The following is a 13,219-nucleotide window of genomic DNA, read 5'->3' as shown; positions in this document are numbered from 1 at the left end:
GCGTGCCGTGTTTCCTACAAATTTATCCTTATTAGCTACATTATGCAAGAAGTCTAATAAAATAAAAATAGCTAGCTAAACGCTTTTATGCAAGGGTAAAATAAAAATATAAAGTTAATCAAAGGTAATGCATTATATTTAAATGTATTTTATATTATTATAAGTCATCACAAAACCGATAAATGGATATTTTTATGACAGTTATAACTACTAGAATTTCTAATGAACTAGATATTATACTTTCTAATGTTGCTAAGGAAATCGATAGACCAAAAGGATATATTATACGTAAAGCTATAGAAAGTTATATAGAAGCAAAAGCAGATTTGTTAATTGCTCTGTCTCGTATAGAAAAAGGGGAAGAAGTAATTTCATTAGAAGATATTAAGAAAAAATATGATTTGGAAGATTGAATTTATGATAAACTTACTGATGTCATGTGTGAAAGGGAGTTGTGTCCTGGACTGATTTTCCGTCATTGCGAGCGAACGTTAGTGAACGTGGCAATCTCAGGAATTTTGCCTGAGATTTCTTCATCGACGCCTATGACGTCTTCTCGCAATGACAAAAACGAATAATATTGAAAAATCACTGGAGCGGGTGAAGGGATTCGAACCCTCGACTTCGACCTTGGCAAGGTAGCGCTCTACCCCTGAGCTACACCCGCTTAAATATGAGGATATCAGAAAATAAATTTTAACCGATAATTTAATTCTTTTTTGCTGCAAATTATAAGATTTTTTTGAAATATTGATAATATTCCTTCAAACATCTTATGAATTTTCACTAAAAAAGCTCTTTAATTACTAATTAAAATTTATTTACCGATATCCTCTAACAACGGCGTTTTAATGTAAAAAGTTTAAGGGGATCAAAATTAATTACATATAAAACACCTTAGTGCTTTTTAATCTAAGCGAATCTGAATATAAGTAATTATAAGATAAATTGCAAGTATTAAATTAGAAATTTATTGGCATTGCTAAATAAAGATAGATTATTTAATAAATCAATACCATTGCAAGGAAATTACAAAGTAATTGACTAAGTAATCTAGTTAAAAACTCTGTAAACTAGTATTTTTTTATTATTTTCTTAAATTGATACGCTCCTTTCAGTCGCTCAGCTCATTACGACATTTATCTTTAGTTAGTAATGCTATAAAATCTAATTTTTTTAAATTGACTTTTATTTTTATATAAAACAAGATAGTGCTTTATTAATTTTAACTAATCTGTAAAAAGCATGTTAAGTTACCTAAAAGAGCAAAAGAGTTTAGCTCGTAATCAAAAAGAAGCAATAGGGCTACTATCGATAGGTACGTTTCTTGAATATTTTGATCTCATGCTTTATGTACACATGGCGGCACTACTTAACGAGCTATTTTTTCCTGAAGCTGATGCACGAGCTGCTTCTCTATATTCCGCCATCGCATTTTGTTCAACTTATGTGTTTAGACCTATCGGAGCTTTAATATTCGGTTGGATAGGAGATACTATAGGTCGTAAATCAACTGTTGTTATTACAACTTTTTTAATGTCGCTTTGTTGTCTTATAATGGCTAATTTAAAAACTTATGCCGAAATTGGTATTACGGCAACTTTTGTAGTAACTGCATGTCGGATTGTTCAGGGGATGTCTTCTATGGGGGAGGTAGTAGGTGCTGAGCTTTATCTAACCGAAATGACCAAAATTCCTCAACGTTATTGGGTGGTGGCTTCGCTTGTTATTTCTGTAGATTTAGGTATAACCATGGCATTGGCAGTAGGAACGCTTGTTACTTCTTTTGGGTCTGATTGGCGTATGGCATTTTGGTTTGGAGCAGTTATTGCTATAGTTGGTGCTGTTGCAAGGACAAATCTTAGAGAGACTCCGGATTTCATTGATGCAAAAAGACGAATAAAGAAAACTGTAGCACAAGCGGGGATAGATAGTAATAGGCTAAAATCAAGTCCTATTTGGAGTGAAAAAATTAATAAAACAACAGCAATAGCTTTCTTTTTTATACATTGTGGAGCACCATTATGGTTTTATATTTTGTATATTTATTGCGGTAATATACTAAAAAATTCATTTAATTACAGTGCTGCTCAAGTAATTCATCAAAATTTTATTGTTTCCATTGTAGAATTAATGAATACAATAATTCTTACTTATTTAGTTTGTAAAATACATCCTCTAAAAATCCTTAAAGTAAGATTAATAATATTTTCTATTGTAGCTATTATGTCTCCTATCTTACTAAATAATATCTCAGTTGCTACTGAATTATTTTTATTCCAATTATTTATTGCATTATTTGCACCTACTACTTTTCCGGCAGGGGCAGTGTTTTATGCAAGATTTCCGGTATTAAAACGTTTTACATGTGGTAGTTTTATATTTGCTTTATCAAGAGCTTTAATGTTTGCAGTTTCTTCTTTTGGAACAGTTTACTTGATAGATTATTTTAATCACTGGGGATTGTTATTCTTTATTATTCCAATTCTAATCGGTTATACATTTGGAGTAAATCATTTTATAAAGTTAGAGAAGGAAGCAGAAAGTTATTATTAGAAAAAGTTTTTTGTCTTTCAAGCTCACTATTAAAAACTTTTAGGCATAACTCAGCAAACTCTTGCTCTAGTTTATAATTTATATTAGCAGCGACCAAAAGAAAATTTATTAAAGTCTCTTCAATAATTTTTCTCGCTTTCTCAGATGATTTAACTCCCAAAGTTTGCACATTATGAATTCGATCAAATAATTTTATTAATGCCGTATTGTATCTTTTCTCTTTAATTAGTAAGTTTAGGCTTTCTCCGCTACTTATCTTCCCGTAAGATTTAATTCTAGTTAGACCTTCTACGTGTTTTGCTACTTCCGATCCAAAAATTTCGGTAATTGCTTCTTCAGTTAATTCGGTGTCTTCAATAGTATCATGAAGTAAAGCAGCTTGCAGCATAATAACGTTATAAAGCTTAGGTGCTTCTTCAGCTACAAATTCAGCAAGCATAATTGCTACCTCAATTGGGTGCGAATAATAAGGATCGCCTGATTGACGCATTTGAGAACCGTGATATTTACGTGCATAGTAGATACCTTTTTTGATTTCAAGGATATCTATAGGATTTTCTACTTTAGTATTTAAATATTCGAGTTTATCAAGTAGTTTTTTACTATAAACACAAATTTTAAACTTTTCTTTCCAAGAGCTTAGATCTTCCATAAAAGTTATTTCTTATTTCATTATAATTTATGAGCTATTAATTAAAAAATTTTAATAATAAATAGCTGCAGATTAAAAATTATTGTTATATAATTTTAAATATTAATCCTAAAGTCAAAATGTAACTATGTCAAACCGTAATAGTCTAGAAGTACAAGAGTATGCGCAATCTAGCTCCTTGAATAATACTAATCTAACTGCATCACAAGGTGAGTTAATACTAACTGTTGCAAATTTATTGTTCAAAGACTCGAATATCAATAATAATAATCAGAATATACCAAGAGATAATAATATATCTTATGAGAATAATATTAATAATATTACCGAGTCTGAAAATCAGGATATAAGTTGCGGTATATGTAAATGTCTTGGAGCTATAGCTACTGTTTGCTGTAATGTGTATGTATTTTTATCTGAATAGATATCACACTAAAAAAATATGAGCAAGGCTTAAGAAAGTTAGGAAACCTAGAGCATCGGTTATGGTTGTTAGAAATACGCCAGAGCCTGCAGCGGGGTCTATATCAAAATAATGCAGTATTATAGGAATAGCAGAACCGAATAATCCGGCTACTAAAAAATTTAAAATAACTGCAATAGCAAAAATAACGCTAAGATTTAAGTCAAGCAACATCACAAAGCTAAGTCCTGCTCCGATAATTGCAAGTACAAAACCGTTAAAAGCCGATACGGCTATTTCTTTTAATATAACTTTATTGACATTATTATAATGAATATCTTTATTAGCAAGAGCTCTAACCGTAACGGTCATAGCTTGTGTTCCGGCATTTCCGCCCATTGAAGCTACAATATGCATAGTGGCTGCAAGCGTTACAAGTTTTGCAATAGTGTCGTTAAAATGGTTAATGATAAGTGAGGTCATGCAGGCAGTGATTAGATTAACAAAGAGCCAAGGAAAACGATGTTTAACGGTATAAAATACATTGAAGAAAGTATCTTGAGTATGTACCCCGCTTAATGATAATATATCTTTTCCTGCTCGTTCTTCGATAATATAAATTATATTATCGATTGATACGCTACCTACTAACTTACCGCTTTTATTTACTACCGGTACGATAGTTAAGGCGTATTGTCTAAAAATAAAGCTTAGTTCATTTAAGTCGGTAAAAGCATCTGCGAGCTTAAAATCTTTGCTCATCAAATCTTTTATTAATTCATTTTTTTTGTGTTTAATTAGCGTGCTAAGAGAAATAATACCGATAGGGCGTAATTTATTATCTGTAACGATTGCCGCATAAAAGTCATTCTTTACGTTTTTGATAAAATTTAATGATTCTTCGACCGTCCATCCTTCTTGAAGATTAATAAAATCTCGCTCAATTACTCTGCCTACCGTATTTTCGGGATATGTACAACCTACGGTAATTTGGTGTTTTTTTTCTTTAGTAAGATTACCTAGAATAAGATCTTTTATATCATCGTCTAGATCGATTACTACTTCAATAGCATCTTCTATAACTAGCTTATTGATTAATTCCGCAGATTTTTTTATGCCTAAAGTTTCTATTATTAAAGGCTTACTATAAGCATTTAACGATACTAACGTTTCAGGCTTAATTACATCCTGTAATAAAGGAATAATTATTTTATATGTTTTATTGTTAAGATTATCTAAGAAATCAGCTAAATCGGCATAATGAAGCGTGGCCAGCCTGCTTGCAGCAGCATCATAATTATGATCTTCTATCAGATCATTAATTTGATCAAAAATCTCGACAAATTGATCATGATGATCCGGTAAGATGCTTTTAAATATGTTGAAATTAGGCATGACCTATTTACCTAATAGTTTATTATAGACTTATTATAATTAGTTAAAGCTGGTTAGCTAGGCTTGGCACAGAATTGTATACAATTTGATAATCAATATAAATCACAGAGTACAAATAAGCAATAGTTTTTTATTTATCAGAAGATCCACAGTGGATAATGTTGACAAGCTTAATATGTTAATTATATCCTTAAATTAGTATATTTTTATTAAGATATTAGAAGGGGGTTTATGAATAATCAGGAAGAATTATTGATTGGTGCAATTCTGGATGATGATCTAGAAAAGGTTCAAAAGTTATTACAAGCAGAGGTTAACCCTAACATATTAGATGAATATGATAATCCTTGCATTTATTCTGCTATAACAAATAAAAATTTAGATATAGTTACTACTTTATTAGATAAAGGGCTAATCCGAATGCAATTGACTATGATGGAAACCCTACAATTGTAAGGGTTATAGAAACAAAAAATTTAAGTATCCTTAATGCTTTTTTAGATAAAGGAGCCGACCCTAACTTTCAGCCTTCCGGCAAAAATCCTATTCTTCTAAAAGCTATAAATAGCAATAACTTAGATATCTTTAATGCTCTAATAAATAAAGGAGTGAGTCCAAATGCATTGGACTTAGAGGGAAATCCTATTATTTTAAGAGTTATAAAGTCAGAAAAAGTGAAGATGGTTAATGCTTTATTAGATCAAGGGGTCGACGTTAATCAATTGGATAAAGACGGCACTCCAATTTTATTTTCAGCTATAAATACTAAAAACTTAGACATAGTTAGATCTTTAATAAATAAAAATGCCGATATTAAGCTTACGGATAAAAACGGTAATACTGCTCTAGATATTCTATTAGAGCGTAAAGGAAATGTAGATATAGCTTTACTATTTGTAGAAAATGCTAAAGAACAGACCGTAGAAAAAATTCTTAATTTAAGGAACAATAACGGAGAAACTCTTTTGCATTTAGCCGCCCAACAAAGAAATAGAGAAATATTTGAGAAATGCCTAGATTATTATTTAAAATTTAATCACACAGTCAATATTACTGATAAAACCGGAAATACCCCGCTATATTGGAGCAAATTATTTGGACATACCGAAATCTCTGATATATTAACTAAGTGTGCAGAAGAACAAAATGAAACGACATATACAAAACTTACTAGAACAGAGCGTTTTGAAGATTTGCCACCAAGACCTAAAATTGTATTAAGCTATAATTCCCAAGTTGGAGGGGAAGTTGCAAATGAAGCAAAAGATATGCTTATTTATCAAGGGGGAGTTCTAGAATATATTGATTATAGAAAAATAGTACCTGAATCAGCTAACAAAGAGAAGAAGATTAATAAAGAGGTAATAAATGAAGCAAAGCAAAAAGCAAAAGAACTTTTAACTGATAAAGATGCTCTAGTAATTCTGGGTAATAATGCCTCAGTTGATCCGGAAGTAGCTAAGCAATTTGGAGGAGAAGTAACCTTAAATGATGGTAAATTTGATTTTGCACGTTCTCTTGCTGAAATGGTTATGGCGGAAGTTGCTATAGAAAAGGGATACCGATAATGGGAATTTGCGGAGGGCATAAATTATTAATACCTATCTTAGAGGGAAAATAGTTGATATGCCTGATCATAAACATGATTCTATAATTATTGAACCTACTTCAGAATTAGCATCAATAATAAGAAAGAAGTCTACTGTAAAAGAAATACCGAATCAAAGCTTTTGGGGTAGTCATAATAATGTAGTAACAGAAGTAGGTGGAAAAGATCGATTAATAGACAAAAAAGAGTTACTAAAAGTATCAGCTACCACCAAACATGGCGAAATAGAGGCAACGGAATCACAGTTCGGAGCTCCAATTCGTGCTTTTCAATTTCATCCTGAAGTGTCTAAACGAAAGCTTACATATTCAGTTGAAGAAATGATACGTGATAAAAAAATCTTCGCATCATTTGTACAATCGGCCCAAACATTTGCTAATAAGAAAAAGCTAGGAGTAGAAGTGTCAAAACAAAAAAGCTTTAGAGCCATGATCTCAGAACAAAGAGAAGAGAAACCTACAGCAAGAGGTCGTTAATTTGACTTTGTAAAAAACCGGTGAGTGGTGCGGTCGAGAAGACTTGAACTTCCAATCTTTTTACAGAACAGCACCCTCAATGCTGCGCGTCTACCAATTTCGCCACGACCGCTTAAGTTTTACTCTATAGCAGATTATGAGTAAAATATCAATAGAGTTGTTGTTTATCCGTCATTGCGAGCGACTAAAAGGAGCGTGGCAATCTCAGGACTTTAGCACGAGATTGCGTACGTACAAAACTTACAGTTTACCCTCGCAATGACGATAAAGCTATTTAAGACAAACTCACTACAAAACTAGGTATAATCGATTGTTTAATAGCAGCTTTTGTTAAATTATCCAGTTTTTCATCACTATTATCAAAATTACTATGATATTCTCTAGAATTTCCGGTTAACACTAGGCCAGAATCTATACCAAGGCGATTTGCTGCAAGTATATCGGTATAGAAAGTATCGCCTATCATTAACATACGTTCTTTAGGGGTATTATGACATTCTTTTAAAATCTTGCTATATATATCTTCATATGGCTTACCGCTATAAATTACTTTTCCGCCAAACTGCTCTATTTTTTCGGCATAATAACCGCTACAATATCTATAAATACCGTGTTGATTTATTCCAAGGTCAGGATTGGCACAAATATTAACCATTTTACGTTGTACAACAATTTTAAATAACTCATCGAATTCGTTTAAATCTAAATTTTCGTTCTCGTCTCTGTAAATAGTCATTAGGAAAATATTAGCTTTGTTAATATCATCAGTGATAGGACATTGAATTCCGTTTATTATATCATTTTCTAAATGTCCTAGGTGATATATTAACGGTTTTTCAATACCGAATCGTTCTTTGCTTTCTAGGATCATTTGCGCAGCTATTTCACCTGAGCTAATAATCATTTTAGGTAGCACGTTTACTCCCCAAGATTTAATTGTTTGGTGCAGCGAAAAAATATTTCGTGGAGCATTAGTAACAAAATATACTTTTTTCCGTTTAATAATTTCATTAATATTTTCTACGGCGCCCGGATAAGTATGTCCTCCTTCGATTATTACACCCCAAAGATCAAATAAAAACACGTCATAATCATCGATTACGTCGAAAATATTTTTTAACTTTAATGTATTCATTTATTGGTCATGCCTCCATATTGCAGTTACACCTATTAAAAAGCTATACGTTCAATAAGAGTACCAATAACCTTATCATGAATATCCAATGACTTGGAAAAGCAGATTGTCTTACGTGCAAGCCTCTTGCATCTCGTTCTAAGGTTCAAGTTACTTCGTTCTATCCGTTGAGTGTATTTTTTACTGATAATATACTTTTTAGGGTCTAATAACCTAGCATAACTCCCCCATCCATCTGTATAGTAAAAAGTCACCTTGAAATTCTCTAGTTTTTTCAGTAATGATTCTAATGTGCTATCACATCTTGTACCAAACGTATAAGCAACTACTTTTAACGAAATCTTATCCAAGGCATACCAAAGCCATCGTTGTCTGGATTTATTCTGTACATAAGACCATTGTTCATCTATCTCAGGAGCAATAATTACTTCTGTTGTACTGATAGAATGATTTATTGTTTTTTAATACTAGATTTTTTTAAAACACGGATAACTGTATTGATACCCACTTTTAATACTCTTACTGTATCTCTAACTCCAGAGCCGTTGATTGACATTTCTACTATTTGCTCCTTAACTCCAGGCTTAGATGCATTATTAATATACTCCAATTAAAAATATCGATTACACCGCTTGCATTGATATCTCTGTTGTTTTGAAATTGAATATCCTGACTTTATTACTTCTTCTGTGTTGTTACAATATCTACACTTAACATCTATTTTTGCCATAACTCCTTAACTATAATTCTCTCTTATTACTGTTTGAGGATTATAGACTATTTACTCTAAACTGCAATACGGAGGCACGACCCATTTATTATCTCATTATTTCGGTATTGTCATATCGTCATTGCGAGCGACCATAGGGAGTGCGGCAATCTCGTCGAATATCCTGAGATTGCTTCGTCAAAATTTTCAATTTTTCCTCGCAATGACGATATCAAACTGTTATTTTGCTATCTCGCTAATTTTAAATCAAGAAACTTTACTATTCTAATAAGTTACGTTATAGTTATTTTTATTGTTTCTAGCAACAAATAAATATTGTGTCGGATTATGTCGGAAATTGAAGAAAAATTTAATGAATCATCATATGGTGCTGATTCTATAAAGGTTTTAAAAGGTCTCGAAGCCGTAAGAAAAAGACCAGGAATGTATATCGGGGATGTTGGAGACGGATCGGGTCTACATCATATGATTTATGAGGTAGTCGACAATGCTATCGATGAATCGCTCGCCGGTTATTGTGATTTAGTCCGAGTAACGTTAAATAAAAACGGTTCGGTAACCGTGTCCGATAACGGGCGAGGTATACCTGTCGAAATTCATGAAGAGGAAGGGATATCAGCAGCTGAAGTTATTATGACGCAACTTCACGCCGGCGGTAAGTTTGATCAGAACTCTTACAAGGTTTCAGGCGGTCTGCACGGTGTAGGCGTATCGGTGGTAAATGCTCTTTCAGAGTGGCTTGAATTACGTATTTGGCGTAATAACAAGGAATATTTGATTAGATTTAATAATGGTATAACAGAAGCTCCGCTTGCGGTTGTCAAAGAAAATATTGATAAAAAAGGTACGGAAGTTACTTTTTTTCCGTCTGTAGAAACATTTACTAATATAGAATTTGATTCCGGCACTATAGAGTATCGTCTTCGAGAGCTTGCTTTTTTAAATTCAGGTGTAAAGATTTTACTCGTCGATAACCGCTTTGAAGAAGTTAAAGAAGTAGAGTTTTATTATACTGGCGGTATAGAAGCTTATGTAAAATATATAGACAGAGCAAAGCATGCTATCCATCCATGTATAGTAGTTAATACGGAGAATGCTGAATCCGGTATAAGTCTTGAGCTTGCGATGCACTGGAACGATTCTTATCACGAAAATATCTTATGCTTTACTAATAATATTAGGCAGCGTGACGGCGGAACTCACCTTAGTGCTTTTAAGTCGGCAATAACACGTGTTATTACCTCTTACCTTGATGCTACGGGTCTTAATAAAAAATCTAAAAATGATTTTAGCGGTGAGGATACTAGAGAAGGCTTATGTTGCGTACTTTCCGTTAAAGTTCCTGATCCTAAATTTTCCTCTCAAACAAAAGATAAATTAGTAAGCTCCGAAGTACGGCCGGTTGTTGAAAATGCCGTTTATACAAAAGTTCTTGAGTGGTTTGAAGAGCATCCGGCGGAATCAAAGGCAATTATAGCTAAGATTATGGAAGCAGCTAATGCTCGTGAAGCTGCTAGGAAAGCGAGGGAGCTAACTCGAAGAAAATCAGCCTTAGAAGTCTCGAACTTACCCGGTAAGCTTGCTGATTGCCATGCAAAAGATCCGGCAATTTCAGAATTGTTTATTGTTGAGGGAGACTCTGCGGGCGGTACTGCAAAGCAAGGTAGGGATAGTAAAATTCAGGCTATATTGCCTCTGCGTGGTAAAATTTTGAACGTTGAACGTGCAAGATTTGACAAAATGCTCGGTTCAGATCAAATCGGTACGTTAATTACAGCTCTTGGGATTAGTGTTGAACGAGAATTTTCCTTAGAAAAGCTCAGATACCATAAAGTTATTATTATGACTGATGCTGATGTTGACGGCTCGCATATTAGAACTTTATTGCTCACGTTTTTCTATCGTCATATGCCTGAGCTAATAAATAAAGGTTATCTATATATAGCCCAGCCACCACTTTATAAGGTAAAGAAAGGAGCAGCTGAGCTTTACTTAAAGAATGAGCAAGCTTTACAAGATTATTTGATAAAATCAACTATCAATGATGCAACTCTAACTCTAGACGGTAAAGAGCAGTTAGTAGGCGGTGATTTAGAAGAGCTAATTAATAAAGTAGTTAAGTTTAACGGTTTGCTTGATCATGCTAGCAAAAAATTTAATCGTTCAATTACCGAAATTCTTACGATTAATGACTTACTTAATAACAAAATATTTGAGCTAGAGAGTGATTCAAGGCTTCAAAAAGCTTTAGATGTTTTAAATAGCTTAGAAGAGTCGCCTGATAAAACTAATTGGGAAGTTTTAAAACATGAAAATAAAATAGAATTTTTCCGTTTTAGTAGGGGCTTAAAAGAAAGTAAAATATTGTTGAAAGAGCAGTTGGAATCATTTGAGTTTATACAAATATCAAAGCTTGCTTTAGCAATTTTTGATATATTGAGTAAGCAATTAAAGCTTATAGTAAAAAATCAGGAATTCAATATTTTAACACCGAGTCAGTTGCTAAACGCTATTATAGAATGCGGAAAAAGAGGTATAAATATTCAGCGTTTTAAAGGTCTTGGGGAGATGAATTCCGACCAACTTTGGGAAACTACTCTTGACCCTACCAAAAGAACGTTGCTTCAGGTAAGGGTTGCGGAAGTTGATGAAGCAGAGGGCGTTTTCTCAACACTAATGGGTGACGTTGTCGAACCTCGCAGATTATTTATCCAAGCTAATGCGTTAAATGTTGTGAATTTGGATGTGTAGTACAGTGTCATTATTCGTCATTGCGTGCAGCCATAGCCCGAACCGTCATTGCGAGGAGCGAAGCGACGCGGCAATCTCATGAAATAATACTCCTGAGATTGCTTCGTCGAATTACTACGTAATTCTTCTCGCAATGACGTTGCAATTTTATCAAAATAACTTATGCAAAAATTAATTATTCACGGCGGTAAACCTCTTAAAGGTAGTATTAATATTAGTGGTGCTAAAAATGCCGTGCTACCTATTATGGCGGCATCTATTCTTGCCGATAAACTGCATATTACTAATGTTCCAAAGTTAACGGATGTTAGTACTATGAAAGATTTGCTAAGAAGTCACGGAGCAGATATTGAAATATTAGAACATCAAGATGAATTTGGACTTATAATTAATACCGGAAATATAAATAACTTTACTGCAGATTATGAAATAGTCCGTAAAATGAGAGCATCGATTTGGGTGCTTGGTCCTTTGCTTACCAAATACGGTAAAGCAAAAGTATCGCTTCCGGGTGGTTGTGCTATTGGAGCAAGGCAAGTAGATTTGCATATTGCCGTATTAAAAGCTATGGGAGCTGCGATTGAAATAGAAGACGGTTATATTAACACCTCAAGTAAAGGACGTTTAAAAGGTACTCATTTTGCTTTTGATAAAGTTTCTGTAGGTGCTACAATTAATGCAATACTTGCAGCTGTTTTAGCAGAGGGGGAAACTGTACTTTTTAATTGTGGTCGAGAACCGGAGATAGTTGATTTATGTAATTGCCTTATCAAAATGGGAGCCGATATTGCAGGTGTCGGCACTAGTGAAATAACAATTAAAGGTAAGGATTCTTTAAATAAAGCGAGCTATAAAGTACTTTCTGATCGTATTGAAGCCGGTACTTATATGTTTGCGGCAGCTATTACTAAAGGTGATATAAAAATTTGTGGGATTGATTACCATATTATAGAAAATATAGCTTTAAAACTTATTGAAACGGGTATAAAAGTTGTGCCGATCAATAACGGAGTCCAAGTAACTTATGAAGGGAAGTTAAATTCAGTTGATTTAGAAACTAATCCCTATCCCGGCTTTGCTACTGATTTACAAGCACAATTTATGAGCCTTATGACGCTTAGTAACGGTGTTTCAATGGTCACCGAGAATATTTTTGAAAATCGCTTCATGCATGTTCCTGAATTATGTAGAATGGGAGCAGATATAGTAGTACGAGGTAATAAAGCGGTCGTTCGAGGTGTAGAAATGTTAAAAGGAGCAGAAGTTATGGCAAGCGACCTTAGAGCTTCGGTATCGCTAATACTCGCAGGGCTCAGTACTAATAGCAAAACCGTATTACATCGAATATATCACTTGGATCGTGGCTTTCAAGATTTAGAAAAAAAATTAAGTAATTGCGGTGCGGATATAAAAAGAGTATAATATACTCGATGAACTTCAAAAATTGGCTACGTCGTTCTACAAGAGCTTCGGTACTCACGTATTAAGTAACTGCTGCCGTTCCTCGTCTCG

Annotated in this window: 8 protein-coding genes, 2 tRNA genes and 2 pseudogenes; 6 read left to right on the top strand and 6 right to left on the bottom strand. The window is 33.5% G+C overall.

What is annotated here, in order from left to right; all coding sequences use genetic code 11:
• Nucleotides 1-182 precede the first annotated feature (182 nt).
• Nucleotides 183-413 carry an antitoxin of toxin-antitoxin stability system gene (locus AC0ODJ_RS06950; protein WP_218460696.1) on the top strand — a complete coding sequence of 77 codons (231 nt, stop codon included), beginning with the start codon at nt 183-185 and terminating at the stop codon, nt 411-413.
• A gap of 179 nt (nt 414-592) precedes the next feature.
• Here AC0ODJ_RS06950 and AC0ODJ_RS06945 read toward each other — a convergent pair.
• A tRNA-Gly gene (locus tag AC0ODJ_RS06945) sits at nt 593-667 on the bottom strand.
• Between the two features lie 578 nt (nt 668-1,245).
• Between AC0ODJ_RS06945 and AC0ODJ_RS06940 the strand changes: the two genes are divergently transcribed.
• The gene (locus AC0ODJ_RS06940; RefSeq protein WP_218460697.1) at nt 1,246-2,556 is read left to right on the top strand and encodes an MFS transporter; all 1,311 of its coding nucleotides are present in this window, start codon (nt 1,246-1,248) and stop codon (nt 2,554-2,556) included.
• On the opposite strand, the gene AC0ODJ_RS06935 is transcribed toward AC0ODJ_RS06940, so the two are convergent.
• The gene (locus AC0ODJ_RS06935; protein WP_218460698.1) at nt 2,519-3,208 is read right to left on the bottom strand and encodes an HD domain-containing protein; all 690 of its coding nucleotides are present in this window, start codon (nt 3,206-3,208) and stop codon (nt 2,519-2,521) included. The two genes, AC0ODJ_RS06940 and AC0ODJ_RS06935, sit on opposite strands and share 38 nt — an antisense overlap.
• Nucleotides 3,209-3,335: 127 nt before the next feature.
• Between AC0ODJ_RS06935 and AC0ODJ_RS06930 the strand changes: the two genes are divergently transcribed.
• A complete protein-coding gene (locus tag AC0ODJ_RS06930; RefSeq protein ID WP_218460699.1) occupies nt 3,336-3,632 on the top strand; it encodes a hypothetical protein in 297 nt (98 codons plus the stop codon).
• 3 nt (nt 3,633-3,635) lie between these two features.
• Here the strand turns inward: AC0ODJ_RS06930 and mgtE are convergent, their stop codons facing one another.
• Entirely contained in the window at nt 3,636-5,006 is a 1,371-nt protein-coding gene (gene mgtE, locus AC0ODJ_RS06925; protein ID WP_218460700.1) for a magnesium transporter, read from the bottom strand.
• Nucleotides 5,007-5,237: 231 nt separating this feature from the next.
• On the opposite strand from mgtE, the pseudogene AC0ODJ_RS06920 reads away from it, so the two are divergent.
• Nucleotides 5,238-7,091: pseudogene (locus tag AC0ODJ_RS06920) on the top strand (ankyrin repeat domain-containing protein).
• 25 nt (nt 7,092-7,116) lie between these two features.
• Here AC0ODJ_RS06920 and AC0ODJ_RS06915 read toward each other — a convergent pair.
• The 3 genes and pseudogenes from AC0ODJ_RS06915 to AC0ODJ_RS06905 form a co-directional block, all read right to left on the bottom strand.
• Nucleotides 7,117-7,203 (bottom strand) — tRNA-Leu (locus tag AC0ODJ_RS06915).
• A gap of 162 nt (nt 7,204-7,365) precedes the next feature.
• Nucleotides 7,366-8,226, bottom strand: coding sequence for a TIGR01459 family HAD-type hydrolase (locus AC0ODJ_RS06910; RefSeq protein ID WP_474465506.1), 861 nt, complete (start codon nt 8,224-8,226; stop codon nt 7,366-7,368).
• Between the two features lie 35 nt (nt 8,227-8,261).
• Nucleotides 8,262-8,956: pseudogene (locus tag AC0ODJ_RS06905) on the bottom strand (IS1 family transposase).
• Nucleotides 8,957-9,283: 327 nt separating this feature from the next.
• Between AC0ODJ_RS06905 and gyrB the strand changes: the two are divergent.
• Together gyrB and murA are read left to right on the top strand one after the other, a co-directional pair.
• Nucleotides 9,284-11,707 carry a DNA topoisomerase (ATP-hydrolyzing) subunit B gene (gene gyrB / locus AC0ODJ_RS06900; RefSeq protein ID WP_218460632.1) on the top strand — a complete coding sequence of 808 codons (2,424 nt, stop codon included), beginning with the start codon at nt 9,284-9,286 and terminating at the stop codon, nt 11,705-11,707.
• A 162-nt stretch (nt 11,708-11,869) separates the two neighbouring features.
• Complete coding sequence (gene murA / locus AC0ODJ_RS06895) at nt 11,870-13,129, top strand: UDP-N-acetylglucosamine 1-carboxyvinyltransferase (RefSeq protein ID WP_474465502.1); 1,260 nt, start codon at nt 11,870-11,872, stop codon at nt 13,127-13,129.
• Nucleotides 13,130-13,219 lie beyond the last annotated feature (90 nt).

This window comes from Rickettsia senegalensis (genome assembly GCF_056135685.1).
The sequence above is the reverse complement of the archived record's forward strand: the minus strand, read 5'-3'. Positions and strand labels throughout refer to the sequence as shown.

Coding starts and splice junctions, on each gene's coding strand:
- AC0ODJ_RS06910 (WP_474465506.1), bottom strand. CDS start 8,226: ATGAATACATTAAAGTTAAAAAATATTTTCGACGTAATCGATGATTAT.
- AC0ODJ_RS06935 (WP_218460698.1), bottom strand. CDS start 3,208: ATGGAAGATCTAAGCTCTTGGAAAGAAAAGTTTAAAATTTGTGTTTAT.
- murA (WP_474465502.1), top strand. CDS start 11,870: ATGCAAAAATTAATTATTCACGGCGGTAAACCTCTTAAAGGTAGTATT.
- AC0ODJ_RS06940 (WP_218460697.1), top strand. CDS start 1,246: ATGTTAAGTTACCTAAAAGAGCAAAAGAGTTTAGCTCGTAATCAAAAA.
- gyrB (WP_218460632.1), top strand. CDS start 9,284: ATGTCGGAAATTGAAGAAAAATTTAATGAATCATCATATGGTGCTGAT.
- AC0ODJ_RS06930 (WP_218460699.1), top strand. CDS start 3,336: ATGTCAAACCGTAATAGTCTAGAAGTACAAGAGTATGCGCAATCTAGC.
- AC0ODJ_RS06950 (WP_218460696.1), top strand. CDS start 183: ATGGATATTTTTATGACAGTTATAACTACTAGAATTTCTAATGAACTA.
- mgtE (WP_218460700.1), bottom strand. CDS start 5,006: ATGCCTAATTTCAACATATTTAAAAGCATCTTACCGGATCATCATGAT.